The following is a 13,723-nucleotide window of genomic DNA, read 5'->3' as shown; positions in this document are numbered from 1 at the left end:
ACCTGACCTGACAGCATGATGCCGGTGCGGTAGTGCCCGCACCGGCAATAGGAGAACACCATGGCTCAAATGAAATTTATGTGTGACGCCGAGCGCTGCATCGAGTGCAACGGCTGTGTCACTGCCTGTAAAAACGCTAACGATGTCGAGTGGGGCATTCAGCGCCGCCGCGTGGTTACCTTAAACGACGGCGAAGCGGATGAAATGTCGATCTCCGTCGCCTGTATGCACTGCGATGACGCCCCTTGCATGGCGGTTTGCCCCACTGACTGTTTCTATAAAACAGACGATGGCATCGTTCTGCACGATAAAGACCTCTGCATCGGCTGCGGTTACTGCCTGTACGCCTGCCCCTTCGGCGCGCCGCAGTTCCCTCAGCAGAACGCCTTTGGCGAGCGTGGCAAGATGGATAAGTGCACCTTCTGCGCCGGCGGCCCCGCAGAAACAAAAGAAGAGGAGTACCAGAAGTACGGCTCCAACCGTATTGCGGAAGGCAAGCTGCCGCTATGTGCGGAAATGTGCTCCACCAAAGCGCTGCTGGCGGGGGATGCTCAGGACGTAGCTGATATTTTCCGTCAGCGCGTTGTGCACCGTGGCCACAAAGATGGTGCGTGGTCGAACAACCCACAGGCCAGTTCTGACAACCTTGCCTACGATGCTGCCCGCAAAGGGTAAGGAGGCGTGTCATGACAACCTTGACCATGACAACCGCACAGGTGCCCTCGCGGGCACCTAGCGACACTGCCAACTGGGTACAGCGCTGCTGGCGTTTGTGCTTGATGCTAGTGCTGCTGGTAGCCAGCCTAGGGGTTACCCAGCTTGCAGTGGCTCAAGCGGACCCAGACCGTGAAATGACCACCGCCGCCCCAGGTATTACTGCCGACCAGTGGCGCCAAGTGCGTAGCGGTGAAACCGGGCCGAACTATCGAGACTCCCGTTACGAGAGTAACTACAGCCTGATTAATGCCAGTGGCGAAACATGGCGTCAGATCCGCAACCGCTGGGTATCGCCGTTTGGCTTAATTACCGTCCTAGGTATGGTAGGCATTATCACGCTGTTCTACCTCGTGATGGGGCGTAAGCACCTGGACGAGCCTCGCACGGGCCGAAAATTGCTGCGCTGGTCACTCTTCATGCGCTCGCTGCATTGGACGGTCGCCGTGCTGTTCATTACTCTGGCGTTAACCGGGCTTAACCTTCTGTATGGTAAATTCGTATTCCGCGCGCTGTTTGGCGATGCGGCATGGGCGTGGATGATCTCAACGTCGAAAGTGCTCCATAACTATCTGGGGCCAATGTTTGGCATTCTGCTCATCGTGCTGCTGGTGAAATTGTTGAAGGACAATATTCCGAAAAAGCATGACCTACAGTGGTTTAAGCAGGGGGGCGGACTTGTCGGGAAAGGGCATCCCGATGCAGGTTTTGCCAATGGCGGTGAAAAAGCCTGGTATTGGCTGCTGGCGACAGCGGGCCTGCTGGTCGTGGCAAGCGGTTTCGTGCTCGACTTTCCTAACTACGGCCAAGCGCGCGACACCATGCAGTGGGCCAACGTCATCCACGCCGTCGGTGCGCTGGGCCTGACGGCGGTAGCGCTAGGCCATATCTACATTGGTACAGTGGGTACTGAAGGCTCCTTGGAAGGCATGACCACTGGCTATGTCGACGAAACTTGGGCCAAAGAGCACCACAACCTGTGGTATGAAGAGGTCAAAGATCAAGCGATCAGTGAGGAGGAAGTGGCGGCGCGTAAAGCAGGCGGCAACGGCGCGCCTTCGGCAGCCAAGTCAAGTTGATCTACCAGATCGATAAGGCCAGCCAGCACTTATGAAAGCCCTTCGACACCGCCTTCGGGCGGTGTCTTTTGTTATGCTGCACATCAACGGTTTTTAAAGAGGAAGTGACATGGCGACATTTGATGAACTGGATGCCAACACCCGCACTGAGCTTGAAGCCGCCGCGTTTCGCCGGTTGCTGAAGCACTTGGATGATAATAAGGACGTGCAGAACATCGACCTGATGATTTTGGCGGACTTTTGCCGTAACTGCCTCTCTAAATGGTTGGTGACGGCTGCAGAAGAGCGCGGCACGTCGCTGGAGATGGAGGCCGCCCGTGAGTACGTTTACGGCATGCCCTACAGCGAGTGGAAGGCGAACCACCAGGGGGAGGCAACGCCTGAGCAGCTAGCGGCACTTGAGGCGCGCCAAGCTAAGAAAAAGGTGAAAGCCCAGTCTGAGAACGGGCATAAGGAGTAGCGCCATGGAAGCAATGGAAGCGCTGAATATTGCGGTACTCACCGTCTCGGATACCCGCACGGAAGAGACCGACCGCTCGGGACAATCTCTGGTACAGCGGTTAACTGAGGCGGGTCATCGCCTGGCCGACAAGCGCATCGTGCCAGATGATGTGTATCAAATCCGCGCGGTGGTCGCCCAGTGGATTGCCGACCCTGGCGTACAGGTGGTGCTGACTACCGGCGGCACTGGGTTTACCGGGCGCGATTCCACCCCGGAAGCGGTCTCGGTGCTGCTGGATAAGCGTATCGAAGGTTTTGGCGAGCGTTTTCGCCAGCTCAGCGGCGATGAAATCGGCAGCTCCACGATCCAAAGCCGGGCGTTAGGCGGCTTTGCCAATGCCACGGTGGTGTTCTGCCTGCCTGGCTCTACCGGTGCTTGCCGCACTGGCTGGGACGGGATTCTGGCCGAACAGCTCGATAGCCGCCATAAACCCTGCAACTTTGCCAACTTGGTGATTCCTGGCCGGGGGCAGCATGGCTGATCTGCAGCCGATTGAAGCGGCGCTTGAGGCGCTGCTGGCCGATGTTGCACCACTCTCCACTGAGCAGGTAGCGCTGGATGACGCTGCTGGCCGCGTGCTGGCCGAACTGGTGACGGCCACACTGGATGTACCGCCGTTTGATAACAGCGCAATGGATGGTTATGCGCTGCGCGCTAGCGATGCGGGCAAGCGGCTACCGGTCAGCCAGCGGATTGCCGCTGGCGATACAGCTCAGCCGCTGGCGGAAGGAACCTGCGCACGGATCTTTACTGGCGGGCAGATCCCGCCAGGTGCCGACTGCGTGGTGATGCAGGAGCGGGTTATTCAGGAAGAGGGCGAGGCACACATTCCAGCGGATGTGCCGGCAGGTGACAACGTGCGCTTGAAAGGCCGTGATGTGCGCCAGGGCGACCTGCTGCTTAACGCAGGTGAGCGTCTCGAAGCCGCTGCGCTAGGGCATTTAGCAGGGCAGGGAATCACCGATGTTAGCGTGCGTCGCCGCCCTCGGGTGGCGCTGCTCTCTACCGGCGATGAGATCATTGACCCCGGCACACCGTTAAAACCGGGTCAGCTGTATAACTCCAACCGCCCCATGCTCAAACGCTTGCTGGAAACGTTCGGAGCCGAGGTGGTTCAGTTGGTGAGCGTGCCCGATGACTACGCCCAAACCGTGGCGCTGTTAAACCACACGGCTGCCGAGGCCGATGTAGTGGTGAGCACTGGCGGCGTTAGCGTTGGGGAAGAGGACCACGTCAAAGCGGCGCTGGAGTCGCTGGGCCAGATCGATATGTGGAAGCTGGCGATTCGTCCCGGTAAGCCGCTGGCGCTGGGTCGTCTGCCTCGCAGTGATGGCAGCCAAGCGCGTTTTGTAGGGCTACCGGGCAATCCGGTGTCCGGATTTGTGGGTGCATGGCTGTTCTTGCGCCCGTTGATGGGTGCGCTGTTGGGCTGCCCTGCGCTAGCGGCGCTGCCGTGCTTGGCAGCTACGGCTACCTTCACCACCGAGACCGGCCCGCGCCAGCACTATATGCGGGTGGCGCTGCGCTTTACGTCCAGCGGTATTGAAGCCGATGCGTTTGATGACCAAAACTCAGCGGTGCTTTCATCCTGTATAGCCGCCGATGCCCTGGCGGTGATTGACCCGCATACCCGGGTAGAGAAGGGTAGCCCAGTGCGCTGCTTATGGCTGGTGGGGTGAAGCAGTGGCGGAAGGCGGGCTTAGCCGTGCGCCGTTGAGCAGCAGGGTGAGCTGCCTCCCTTCCAGCGCGACGCCACACAGCGCCGGAAGGCGGGAGCGTGCGGCCAGCAGCGGCGGTAACGGGTGAATCGCTGTGCTGGGCAGGTGGATAATCTCACTGTCGCCGGTAATACCTAGCTGCCAAGGGCCTTCGGTGTCTTGAAGGGTTAGCCAACCCGTTGGGCGGCTGTGTGCCTGAAGCAGTAGTTCGTCGGCAGTGATATGTCTTGGTTGGGTGGGTGCACTGTCAATCCGCAGGACATGGCGCGCCTCAATGGCCAAACGGTAACTGCCTGCATAAAAAAGCACGCAGGTGACGTGGCCTGTAACGGCAGATGAGTATGCGGAGGGCACTGCCTACCCCAACCCTTGCTGGTAGGCTTTAAACAGCGCATCTGGGTCGAGCAGAGCGGTGGCGCTTTGGTGTTCACTAGGCTGCCACAGTGCGCTGACATAAGGCCGTAACGCGCTGGGCAGTGTTTCGGGAGGCGTTTTAAAAGCGCTGACAGGCAGGTCGCAAACATCGTCAAGTCGGTCGATACGTACTGCGCTATGGATGCCTGCCCCATGGACGACCAAGATCATGCCCTCCGCATTTGCGTGGGTGTCGGTTAGCCCGAGTAAAGACTGTAGCGTAATCAGCGACTCGATATTGCCGCGCAAGTGGATTACCCCCTCCGTAGAGGCAGGTAAGCCCGGCACAAAATAGACAGGCGTATCGCCCTTGAGAATTTCACTCACTGCCTGTCCAGGGAGAGCAAAGGGCTGGCCAGAGAGCTGAAACAACACTACCTGCTGGCTTGGCTCATCCACGTCGACAATCGTTGTCTCATCACTGCGCTCGCTGAGCGCTTGCTCAAAGGTCACACCCTGTGACTCATGGGTGGGCTGTGGGGAATCCGTCATCGTCCTGCTCCGTGCTAGTAACCACCTGATTACGCCCCTGGTGTTTGGCGCGATAGAGTGCTTGGTCGGCACTTAGGCGCAGCAACTCTGTAGAGGGTTGAATGGGAAAGCTGCTAACCCCAGCGCTGAAGGTACAGCGAAAGCGTTCTCCACCCGCGTGGAAGTCGACTTGCTCGAAATCAACTCGCAAAGAATCAATCAGTTCACTGGCGCGCTGAACGTTAATGCCTTTTAGTAGTACCACAAACTCCTCACCGCCATAGCGGCCAATGATGTCGGACATGCGCAGGCGGGTTTTGAGTAGTCGAGCCAGGGTGATGATCACTTGGTCACCTGCCAGATGGCCATGCGTGTCGTTGACCGTCTTGAAGTGATCGATATCGATCATGGCCATGGCGTGCTGGGTGTTATCTCGGTAGCCTTGCGCCAGCGCCTTACTAATGAGGTCGGTGGTGGTGCTATGGTTGTAAAGCCCGGTCATGCTGTCGCGAGTCATTAGCGAACGCAGTAGGCGTAAGCGTTCAGCGCGCAGCTTAACCGCTGATACAAGCTCATCGGGTACAACGGGCTTGGTAATAAAGGCTTCAACGCCTGCGGTCATCGCTGAAAGCTGCTTTTGGCTATCGGTCTCGCTGGAGAGATAGATAATTGGCAGGCCAACATACTCAGGCTGCTGGCGAATAATGCTGGCGAGCTCCTCACCTGAGCAAACAGGCATATAAACATCGACCAACAGCAGGTCGGGGCTAAAGCGCTCAAGGGCATTGAGCGCATCAGCAGGGTGATTGACCTGCTGTACGATCATTCCAGCCTCTTCTAAAAGCAGGGCATGATAGGCCGCTACTTCCGGTTCATCATCCACCACCATCACGCGTAGCGGCTCCTCGTCTGGAGGAGCGGTCAGCTCATCAATGGCTAGCATGAGGTCCAGCGGCTTAACCGGCTTGGTGAAGTAGCCATCACAACCTGCCCGCACGGCGCTTAGCCGCGAGTGAAAATCGTTGTGGGCGGAAAGCACAATAGAGGGCAGCTGCTCGTCGGTCAGTTTGTTTAGGCTGGTCAGCGTTTCGGTGCCCGCGGTATGCCCATGGGGGAACTGCACGTCCATAATAATCGCATCAGGACGGCGGGTAATCACAGCATTAAAGAAAGCGTCGGTATCTTCAAAATGCACTACCTCATGGCCAAAACAGCGCAGGTGATGGAGCAGTTGACCGACTTGGTCGGGTTCGTCGTCGCATAGGTAGATCAAGCGCTGGCGTTTATTGCGGGATTGCGCCGGTGTGGGTGAGAACTCCACGCTGTTTAGTGCGGCCAACGCCTTCTGCTGGTCAGGCAGTGACTGCAGTTGCTGCTGCTCATGATCCAATTGCGCCAAAATGTGCTCAATGACCTCTTCCGAAGGCGCTGATTGATTGAGTGCGTCTTCACCCTGGTCTGCCAGCAAGGCAATGCGCTCAAACCCTAGGGAACGGCTGGTGCCTTTCAAACTGTGGAAAAAGCGGTGCAATTCGGGGGCCAGACGTGCTTCAGCCTCCGCAGATGTGCGGCTTTGCTGCCACTGAGCGGTGGTTTGCTGCAGCCGGGAGGGAAGCTGTTCAATAAACCGTTGGCGCAGCTGGTTGAGCTTATCGTGCAGCGAAGGTGCTGGAGGTGACATCAGACTACCTGTGCAAGTGAGCGAGCAGTGAGCGTGCTAAATAGTACATGCCGCTAACCATGGAGCGCTTGGGCAACGGCTTGCTCAAGCGTGGTTTCAAGCGCTGCATCTTTTTGCAGGCAGGCACTAAGCCCTGGCGTTTGACGCAACTGGTCATCTGGCGTGTCACCCGTCAGCAGAATAAAGGGCAGCGTAATACCCTGCTCTCTCAGCATGTCCAGCAGCTCAATGCCATTAATCAGCGGCATATACATATCACTGACAATCAGCGCAATGTCGTCATGGGCGTCCAACTGGTTAGTGGCCTCCATCGCGTCGTTGGCTAGCAGAGTTTCATGGCCTTGAAACTCTAGGAGTGCCGCGGTCATTTCCCCAGCTAGTGGGTCGTCGTCTACGACCAGTATTCGCATGGTAATCCTCTGTGTTGAAGAAGGCCTAGCCCAATAGGGCTTTGAGCGTCTCCACTAAGTTATTCTGGTCAAAGCTGCCTTTCACGATGTAGGCGTCGGCGCCCACTTCCATACCGCGTTGACGGTCAGCCTCTTTTTCCCGTGAGGTAATAATGATAATTGGCTTATGACGGTAGTGGTCATTTTCGCGTAGACGGCTGGTCAGCGCAAAGCCATCCATCACTGGCATTTCGACATCGGTGAGTACGGCATCAAAGGATTCGGCGAGAGCTTTGTTTAAACCGTCTCGGCCGTTTTCTGCTAGCGTCACCTGATAGCCCCACGCTTCGAGTACATCTTTTTCGATCTCGCGGGTGTTGAGCGAGTCATCCACGATAAGGACGCGGTGCTTTTGAGGAGCCGCCGTCGTCGGTTTGCTATCACGCTGCACAACATGCCGGGCTTGCTCTAAAAGGGCGGGAACGTGCAATAGACTGACCAGCTCATTGCGCCCTTGAGACACCATGCCGGATACCAGCGGTAGGTAGCGTAGGTGTTCGGGGAGCGGCTTAATGACCATGTCGCGCTCATCGACTAGCGCATCGACAATCAGCGCCAGCTTCTGCTGGCGCTGGTGCACGACCAGCAACAATACGTTTTCTGGCAGGCGTTCTGGAGTCGGGAGTGATAATAACGCCGCGAGTGAGACGACTGGCACAAACTCATTGCGTAGAATGAGGGTGGGTTGTCCGGCAGCGTCAATAAAGCTACTTGATGAGCGTTCGACTAGCGCTGCAACGTGGGGCGCTGTGACGCCTAAGGTAGTTTGCCCAACCTTGACCAGGAGTACCCGCATCATAGCGAGCGACAGCGGCAGACGAAGAGTAAAACGCGTTCCTTTGCCAGGTTCGCTGGTGAGCTGTAAATCGCCGCTGAGTTCGTCAGCAATGGTGCGTTTAACCACGTCCATACCGACGCCACGACCAGAAAAATCGGTAATCATGGTTTTCGTAGAGAACCCGGGTAGCAATATTAGTTCCAGGGTTTGCTGTTCACTCAGCGCTATCAGCTGCTCTTCGGTGAGTAGCTGTTTTGCCAGGGCTTTTTGGCGCACGGCCTCTAGGCTAATCCCCGCACCGTCATCGCGCATTTCTACCACGACCCAACCACCGTCCTGCCAGGCTTCTATCGTTAGCTGGCCGCGTGGTGGTTTGCCTGCGGTTTGGCGCTGTTCAGGAGTCTCTAAGCCATGATCCAGGGCGTTGCGTAGCAGGTGGATCAAAGGGTCGGAGAGCCGATCAATCATTTGGCGGTCTAGCTCGATTTCACTACCTCGCACTCGGCAGTCTACGGTTTTACCTAATGAATGTGCCAGCTCTCGGGCCAGTTGAGCAAGTGGGTCAAAGACCACGCTTAGCGGCAGCATGCGCATTTGCAGTGCCCGCTCGTGTAGGTCGCTCATCAGTGAGTCATGGCTTAGCACGCTATTTTTTAACTCGCGGCTGAAAGCGTGAAAGGTACTTTGGTGCTCTGCCGGTAGTGCCTTCCCTAGCCTTTGGGCTTGCTCCACTAAGCTATGTAAATGGTGGTGGCCGGAGAGGACCTCGCCCATCAATCGGATCACGTCATCCAAGCGGTCTACACGCACGCGCACGGTGTCAGTGAGGGCTAGTGAAGAGGAGGCAGGAGGAGTTTGCTCACTATCAGCCGCCACTGGTGTCTCTACAGTGGGGGCGGCTGGCGCAGTAGGCTGAGTGCTTTCAGGTAGCGTGCCCGTCGCGGCGGCTTCCAGTGCTTGGCAGAGGGCGTGGTCGGTGTCTGGAAGCTCTTCAGGCTTCGCGCCCTGATTCAGCTGAGCGACTAGATCTGCCAAGGCATCAATAGCTTGATTAAGCAGGCTGATGGCAGCCGGTGAAGGCGTTTGACTACCATCACGAAAAGCACTCAGTAGCTCTTCGGTGCTGTGGGCGATGGCCGTGATAGGAGCGAGCTTCAGCATCCGCGAGGAGCCTTTTAGCGTGTGCGCTGCACGAAATAGCTCGTTGATGCGCTCCTTGTCGGCATCTCCCTGCTCTAGTGTGCTTACCCCTTCACGCAAACGGGGGATATGGTCGGCGGCTTCTTCCACAAACCGCTGAATGAAACGTCGAATATCCAGCGCCATTAACCAACTCCCTGTATGGCGGTTTGCTCATCTAAGTAGCGCTTTGCGAGGAAACAGGCGTCCCCAGGCGGTAGCGGTGGGCTAATGGCTTGTAGCGCGCCGGTGGCTTTAGGCGAGGTTTCCAATAGGCGCACCACCGCCGCATACCCCCGTTGGCGCTGTGTCGGGTTATCAGGCAGTTCACCTTGGCGCAGCAGCTCAGCTTGATAAAAATGGGCAGGCCAGCACTCTGGGGCGACATACAATGCCCGTTTGAAGTAGTCAAACGCCTGCTGAGGCTGCTGCTGCCAGCGGGCAACCAAGCCTGCTAGCAGCAGTGCATCCACGCACCAGGGCTGCGCTGCTAGCAATGGGGCAAGCAGGTGGTCGGCGTCGCTAAAGCTATTCTGGTTGAGCAACTCATGGGCATGGCGTAGCGTGTCATGGAAAGAGTGCGTGGGCGGCTGAGGGGTTGTTGCCTCTGGCTTGCAAGGAGGAGGCTCGGCGTGAAGCGGGGGGCTATGCTCAATCGCAAGCTCACTGCTCTCTTTGGGTGTAGAAGGCAAGGAAGGCGAAGAAGGAACGCTGTCTGATTCATCAACAAGTTCAATGCTCATAGGGGTAGGGCGGTGCCTATGGGCAGGCTGAACAGTCGCCGATGGCTGTGCTTGAAAGTAAAAAATCCCTTGCTCTTCGACAAGCGATAACACACCCAAGTCGTTGCCCAGGGTTTCGGTGACCCCGCATAGCACAATACCGCCAGGAGCCAGCAGCTGCTTTAAGTGCTGCTGAATCGCCCGCCGGGTCGCTTCGTCAAAATAGATCGAAACGTTACGGAACAGGATCACATCAAAGGGGCCATCTAGCTCCTGCTCGCCGGGTGCTAGCAGGTTAAAGGGGCGAAATGTGACCCATTGCCTTAGTGCATCGACTAACTGAAAACTGCGCCCAGCCGGGGAAAAGTAACGCGCTTTAAGAGCGGTGGGCAGCGCGCGAAAAGCCATTCCGCCGTAAACACCTGCTTGGGCTTTGTTCAGCACCTGATGATCCACATCGCCCCCGGTAATCTGGAACAGCTGCTTGGCGCGCTTACCGTAACGCTCCAACAACGCTATCGCGACGCTGTAAGGCTCTTCTCCCGACGAGCAGCCGGCGCTTAATAGGCGCAGCGGTGGCTGCTGTTTAACCAGTTGGCGGGGCAAGTAGGTGTCGATAAGCCAATCTAGCGCTTCGGGTTCACGGAAAAAGTAGGTCTCATTTACTGTTAATTGGCTAATAAAGCGGTCAAATAGGGAGCTATCTTGCTCTAGCTGGGCAATCAGCACTGCCGGATCATAAACACCGGTAAGATCGTTGAGTAAAGCGACAGCCCTGGCTAGCCGCGCTTCGGCTAGCCCCTCTAGGTGTAGTCCGCAGCGCTGATGTACCAGTTGTTTAAAGGGAGCCAGCATACTCATTGTGGCCCCTGCCAAGATGAATGCGGAGATCCAACCTCACGCAGCAGCTGGTCGGGTAGGTCGCTCAATGCGACAACTTTCTGTACGGCACCTGCGTCCACAGCTTCCTGATTCATCCCATAGATCACTGAGCTTGCTTCATCCTGGGCAAGTGTTGTGCCTCCGGCAAGCTGTATGGCGCGCATACCGCTGACCCCATCACGCCCCATGCCCGTCAAAATGACACCGATCGTGTCAGACCCATAGACACTCGCGGCGCTATGCAGGAGCACGTCGCAGCTAGGGCGATAGAGGGCACCTTGGGAACTGGGCAGCAGACGAAAACGGTGCTGAGGAGTAACGCATAGGTTGCTTTCTGAAGGTGATAAATAGATATGCCCCGGCGCTATCTGTTCGTCTTCTTTGGCGACGCTGACGGGTAAGGCGCATAGCGCACCAAGCCAAGTTGCCATGCCTTCAATAAAGCCGGGGCTAATATGTTGCGCGACCATGATGGGGGCAGGAAAGCCTTGGGGTAACTTGCTGAGTAGCCTTGCCAGCGCTTGCGGCCCACCGGTTGAGCAGGCAATGGCGACAATACGTTTGTAGTGTCGAGGGGCGGGAGGGCAAGGGCTTGCGACGGGAAACTGCGCCAAGGGCGGTGGAGGAAGTGTGCGACGGCGCAGCCGGGTAATGACAGCCACGCCGGAGAGCAGCCGAACCCTGGCCCGAAGCCGCTCTGCATCTTCACTGTCTAGGGTTGGCTTGGGCAGCACCTCTAGCGCACCGACTTCCAGCGCTCGGTAGGCTGTTTCCGCATCTGAACGATCGCTAATGACCAGGATCGGCACACCTTTGGTGTGCATGATCTCTTCAATGGCGCTAAGGCCATCCATCACCGGCATATTCAGGTCCATCGTGATGAGCTGCGGCGCAAGACGCCGCGCCATGTCAACGGCCTCCTGGCCATTGGTGGCTTCGCCGACAACCTCAATATCGCCATCGCACGTTAGGATATCACGCAGTACATCTCTCGCTAGCTGGCTGTCATCCACCATCACTACCCGGATCGCACTCATTACAGCATCCTCACGTGGAGCGTTGCGGGCCATCGTGCTGTGCCAGCGTAAACTCTTGAACAAGGTCGTTAAGCTCTGCCGACATTTGAATCATATCCTCGCTAATCTCAGTAATGCTACGAACGGACTGGGCGTTGCGAGTGCTGGCGGTATCAATATCGCGTAGTGCAATCACCACTTGGTTGCTGGCCGTTTTCTGCTGCTGGGTAGAGAGCGAGATTTGCTGGGCAGCGCTGCTCGTTTGGCTGGCGGCTTTCAACAGGGCTTCTAGGTCCTGTGCGGTACTGATGCTGGCTTCGACCCCTTGCTCAATGGTCGATGCTCCCTTTTCAGAGGCGACAACGAGTCGGTTGATCGCCTGTTGGATGTCATCGGTGTGCCCCTCAATCTCATGGGTGGAGTCCGTTACGCTATCGGCCAAGCGGCGGATCTCGTTTGCCACGACAGAGAAGCGGCGTCCTGACTCCCCGGCGCTGGAGGCTTCCAGGGCGGCATTGAAGGCGATCAGCTTGGTTTGTGCCGCCAGCGTATTGATCAGCTCCATCACTTTACTGATTTGTTTAGATTTGGCGCCCAGCGTCATAATTTCAGCAAGGCTTTGCTCGCTGTCGGTGCGGATATCCTGCATTTTGGACTGCAGCAGCTGCATGGCGGTACTCCCTTTACGGCTGCGCTCCAGGGTTTGGTTGGCCACATCGACAACGGACTGAGAGTGGTCGGCAATTTGGGTCGAGGAAGTGGATAGCTCCTCCATGGTGGAGGTGATTTCCGCCACCGATGACGCCATTTCCTCAACAGCGGCCGCCATGGTTTGGTTGGCTTCGTGGCTGATATCGCCACCTTGAACGCCGGAAAGCCCCGCAGTTTGCGCCAGCCGGTCGGCGACCTGGGTAAGTGCCGAGGCGTTATTAGAGACCGCCAGGATCGCTCGGGAGAGGCGTTCCAGTAGCTCATTGGTTTGGTCAGCTAAGTCGCCCAGTTCCGCTTGGTCGTCGGTTTCCACGCGCCGCGACAAATCAAGGCTATGAGTGATCTCTTTTAGCTGATGCTGAAAGCGTGTTAGCGGGCGCGTAAGGCTACCGGTAAGCGGATAGAGCACAATGAGTGCAGCCAATAAAATCAGCAGGCCAATGCCGCTCGACTCAATGAAGCGTTCACGGGTTAGGTTTAGATACGCTGTTTTATTGACCTCAACGGCTAAGTGGCGCTGTAGCTCAGGCAACCAAAGTGTGCCAACGAGCCAAGCTTGGCCGTCACGCTCTATTTCATGTGTTTGTACCGTGCCATCACGCAGCAGCTGTTGCGATAGCCGCTCGGGCAGTGTGCCCACAATACTTGCGCTATTGTGGATACGCTGCTCTTCATCGGTACTCAGCAAGTAGGCCTGGCCGGTGTCACCTAAGCGAAAGTTCTCAATGAGTGCGGTCATTTGGGAAAGCTGAATCCCAGCGCCAGCCACGACTAAAGGTTGACCGTTGGCAGCATTGACTGTGCTGCGGTAGTTAACAAAAACAAAAGGCTCGGAAGGCGAAAAGATGTCGTTATCCAAATTAAGTTCATAGGTGCTACCGCTATCAGTAAAGCGGTGGTACCAATCATCTTCGCTGCCTGGTGGTTGGATCATACGCTGTAAAAATTCATCATGACGCAGCTGAAAATAGTAGCCCTGACCCTGGTACTGGGCGGCAATAAACAGCAGCTCGCTATCCAACTGGCCCATCAACCGCGATAAGTAAGTGGCAACTTCCGCCTGGCGCTCTTCGGGTAATCCTTCACGTACCCACTGTTCAATAAAATAGCTATTGGCCAGGCTTTCAGAAACGCTTAGATCCTGGCTAAGGCTAAGGTTAATGCGCGCTGCAAGACCTTCCACGTGGGCAGGCAGCTCTTCGTTGTGGAAGTTACTGAGACTCGCTTGGCTGTCAGAGCGTGCTTGAAGGAATAGCGCCAGTAACATGGCGAGTGCCAGCACGGTACCAAAGGTGATAAACAGACGTAGCCGTAATGGCAGTGATTTCCAGCGCGCTGTCATTATCGCGATTACTCCAAGTGAACTCATGACCAAAAAAGAAAAAGAAGACCTGCTACCCTTAATAC

General features: G+C 56.8%; 13 protein-coding genes. 5 read left to right on the top strand and 8 right to left on the bottom strand.

What is annotated here, in order from left to right:
* Positions 1-60 precede the first annotated feature (60 nt).
* From fdh3B to glp, 5 genes are all read left to right on the top strand, one after another.
* Positions 61-675 (top strand): formate dehydrogenase FDH3 subunit beta, encoded by a 615-nt coding sequence (gene fdh3B / locus LG300_RS14635; RefSeq protein WP_044630041.1) that lies wholly within the window; start codon positions 61-63, stop codon positions 673-675.
* Between the two features lie 11 nt (positions 676-686).
* Positions 687-1,793 carry a formate dehydrogenase subunit gamma gene (locus LG300_RS14630; protein ID WP_404376037.1) on the top strand — a complete coding sequence of 369 codons (1,107 nt, stop codon included), beginning with the start codon at positions 687-689 and terminating at the stop codon, positions 1,791-1,793.
* Between the two features lie 109 nt (positions 1,794-1,902).
* Complete coding sequence (locus tag LG300_RS14625; protein WP_404376036.1) at positions 1,903-2,253, top strand: DUF1244 domain-containing protein; 351 nt, start codon at positions 1,903-1,905, stop codon at positions 2,251-2,253.
* Positions 2,254-2,257: 4 nt separating this feature from the next.
* Positions 2,258-2,776: a molybdenum cofactor biosynthesis protein B gene (moaB, locus tag LG300_RS14620; RefSeq protein ID WP_404376035.1), complete on the top strand. Its 519-nt coding sequence runs from the start codon at positions 2,258-2,260 to the stop codon at positions 2,774-2,776.
* A complete protein-coding gene (gene glp / locus LG300_RS14615; RefSeq protein ID WP_404376034.1) occupies positions 2,769-3,974 on the top strand; it encodes a gephyrin-like molybdotransferase Glp in 1,206 nt (401 codons plus the stop codon). Before moaB ends, glp begins: the two co-directional genes overlap by 8 nt.
* Here the strand turns inward: glp and LG300_RS14610 are convergent.
* Genes LG300_RS14610 through LG300_RS14575 form a run of 8 tightly spaced genes read right to left on the bottom strand, consistent with a single transcriptional unit; the run spans position 3,957 to position 13,658 of the window.
* Positions 3,957-4,322 (bottom strand): hypothetical protein, encoded by a 366-nt coding sequence (locus LG300_RS14610; RefSeq protein WP_404376033.1) that lies wholly within the window; start codon positions 4,320-4,322, stop codon positions 3,957-3,959. The two genes, glp and LG300_RS14610, sit on opposite strands and share 18 nt — an antisense overlap.
* Positions 4,323-4,370: 48 nt before the next feature.
* The gene (locus LG300_RS14605) at positions 4,371-4,919 is read right to left on the bottom strand and encodes a chemotaxis protein CheW (protein WP_404376032.1); all 549 of its coding nucleotides are present in this window, start codon (positions 4,917-4,919) and stop codon (positions 4,371-4,373) included.
* Positions 4,891-6,579: a diguanylate cyclase gene (locus tag LG300_RS14600; protein WP_404376031.1), complete on the bottom strand. Its 1,689-nt coding sequence runs from the start codon at positions 6,577-6,579 to the stop codon at positions 4,891-4,893. Before LG300_RS14600 ends, LG300_RS14605 begins: the two co-directional genes overlap by 29 nt.
* A gap of 53 nt (positions 6,580-6,632) precedes the next feature.
* A complete protein-coding gene (locus LG300_RS14595; RefSeq protein WP_404376030.1) occupies positions 6,633-6,989 on the bottom strand; it encodes a response regulator in 357 nt (118 codons plus the stop codon).
* A 25-nt stretch (positions 6,990-7,014) separates the two neighbouring features.
* Positions 7,015-9,132 (bottom strand): response regulator, encoded by a 2,118-nt coding sequence (locus tag LG300_RS14590; RefSeq protein WP_404376029.1) that lies wholly within the window; start codon positions 9,130-9,132, stop codon positions 7,015-7,017.
* Positions 9,132-10,568, bottom strand: coding sequence for a CheR family methyltransferase (locus LG300_RS14585; protein ID WP_404376028.1), 1,437 nt, complete (start codon positions 10,566-10,568; stop codon positions 9,132-9,134). The genes LG300_RS14590 and LG300_RS14585 overlap by 1 nt, the downstream gene beginning before the upstream one ends.
* Positions 10,565-11,626 (bottom strand): chemotaxis-specific protein-glutamate methyltransferase CheB, encoded by a 1,062-nt coding sequence (gene cheB / locus LG300_RS14580; RefSeq protein ID WP_404376027.1) that lies wholly within the window; start codon positions 11,624-11,626, stop codon positions 10,565-10,567. The genes LG300_RS14585 and cheB overlap by 4 nt, the downstream gene beginning before the upstream one ends.
* A 10-nt stretch (positions 11,627-11,636) precedes the next feature.
* Complete coding sequence (locus LG300_RS14575) at positions 11,637-13,658, bottom strand: methyl-accepting chemotaxis protein (protein ID WP_404376026.1); 2,022 nt, start codon at positions 13,656-13,658, stop codon at positions 11,637-11,639.
* Positions 13,659-13,723: the final 65 nt, after the last annotated feature.

Source organism: Vreelandella aquamarina, from assembly GCF_044805175.1.
Taxonomy (GTDB): domain Bacteria; phylum Pseudomonadota; class Gammaproteobacteria; order Pseudomonadales; family Halomonadaceae; genus Vreelandella; species Vreelandella aquamarina_B.
The sequence above is the reverse complement of the archived record's forward strand: the minus strand, read 5'-3'. Positions and strand labels throughout refer to the sequence as shown.

What these genes read in the sequence shown, in the direction of transcription:
- LG300_RS14585 (WP_404376028.1), bottom strand. Translation starts at nt 10,568, where the DNA reads ATGAGTATGCTGGCTCCCTTTAAACAACTGGTACATCAGCGCTGCGGA.
- LG300_RS14595 (WP_404376030.1), bottom strand. Translation starts at nt 6,989, where the DNA reads ATGCGAATACTGGTCGTAGACGACGACCCACTAGCTGGGGAAATGACC.
- fdh3B (WP_044630041.1), top strand. Translation starts at nt 61, where the DNA reads ATGGCTCAAATGAAATTTATGTGTGACGCCGAGCGCTGCATCGAGTGC.
- LG300_RS14590 (WP_404376029.1), bottom strand. Translation starts at nt 9,132, where the DNA reads ATGGCGCTGGATATTCGACGTTTCATTCAGCGGTTTGTGGAAGAAGCC.
- LG300_RS14625 (WP_404376036.1), top strand. Translation starts at nt 1,903, where the DNA reads ATGGCGACATTTGATGAACTGGATGCCAACACCCGCACTGAGCTTGAA.
- moaB (WP_404376035.1), top strand. Translation starts at nt 2,258, where the DNA reads ATGGAAGCAATGGAAGCGCTGAATATTGCGGTACTCACCGTCTCGGAT.
- LG300_RS14605 (WP_404376032.1), bottom strand. Translation starts at nt 4,919, where the DNA reads ATGACGGATTCCCCACAGCCCACCCATGAGTCACAGGGTGTGACCTTT.
- LG300_RS14600 (WP_404376031.1), bottom strand. Translation starts at nt 6,579, where the DNA reads ATGTCACCTCCAGCACCTTCGCTGCACGATAAGCTCAACCAGCTGCGC.
- cheB (WP_404376027.1), bottom strand. Translation starts at nt 11,626, where the DNA reads ATGAGTGCGATCCGGGTAGTGATGGTGGATGACAGCCAGCTAGCGAGA.
- LG300_RS14630 (WP_404376037.1), top strand. Translation starts at nt 687, where the DNA reads ATGACAACCTTGACCATGACAACCGCACAGGTGCCCTCGCGGGCACCT.
- LG300_RS14575 (WP_404376026.1), bottom strand. Translation starts at nt 13,658, where the DNA reads ATGACAGCGCGCTGGAAATCACTGCCATTACGGCTACGTCTGTTTATC.
- glp (WP_404376034.1), top strand. Translation starts at nt 2,769, where the DNA reads ATGGCTGATCTGCAGCCGATTGAAGCGGCGCTTGAGGCGCTGCTGGCC.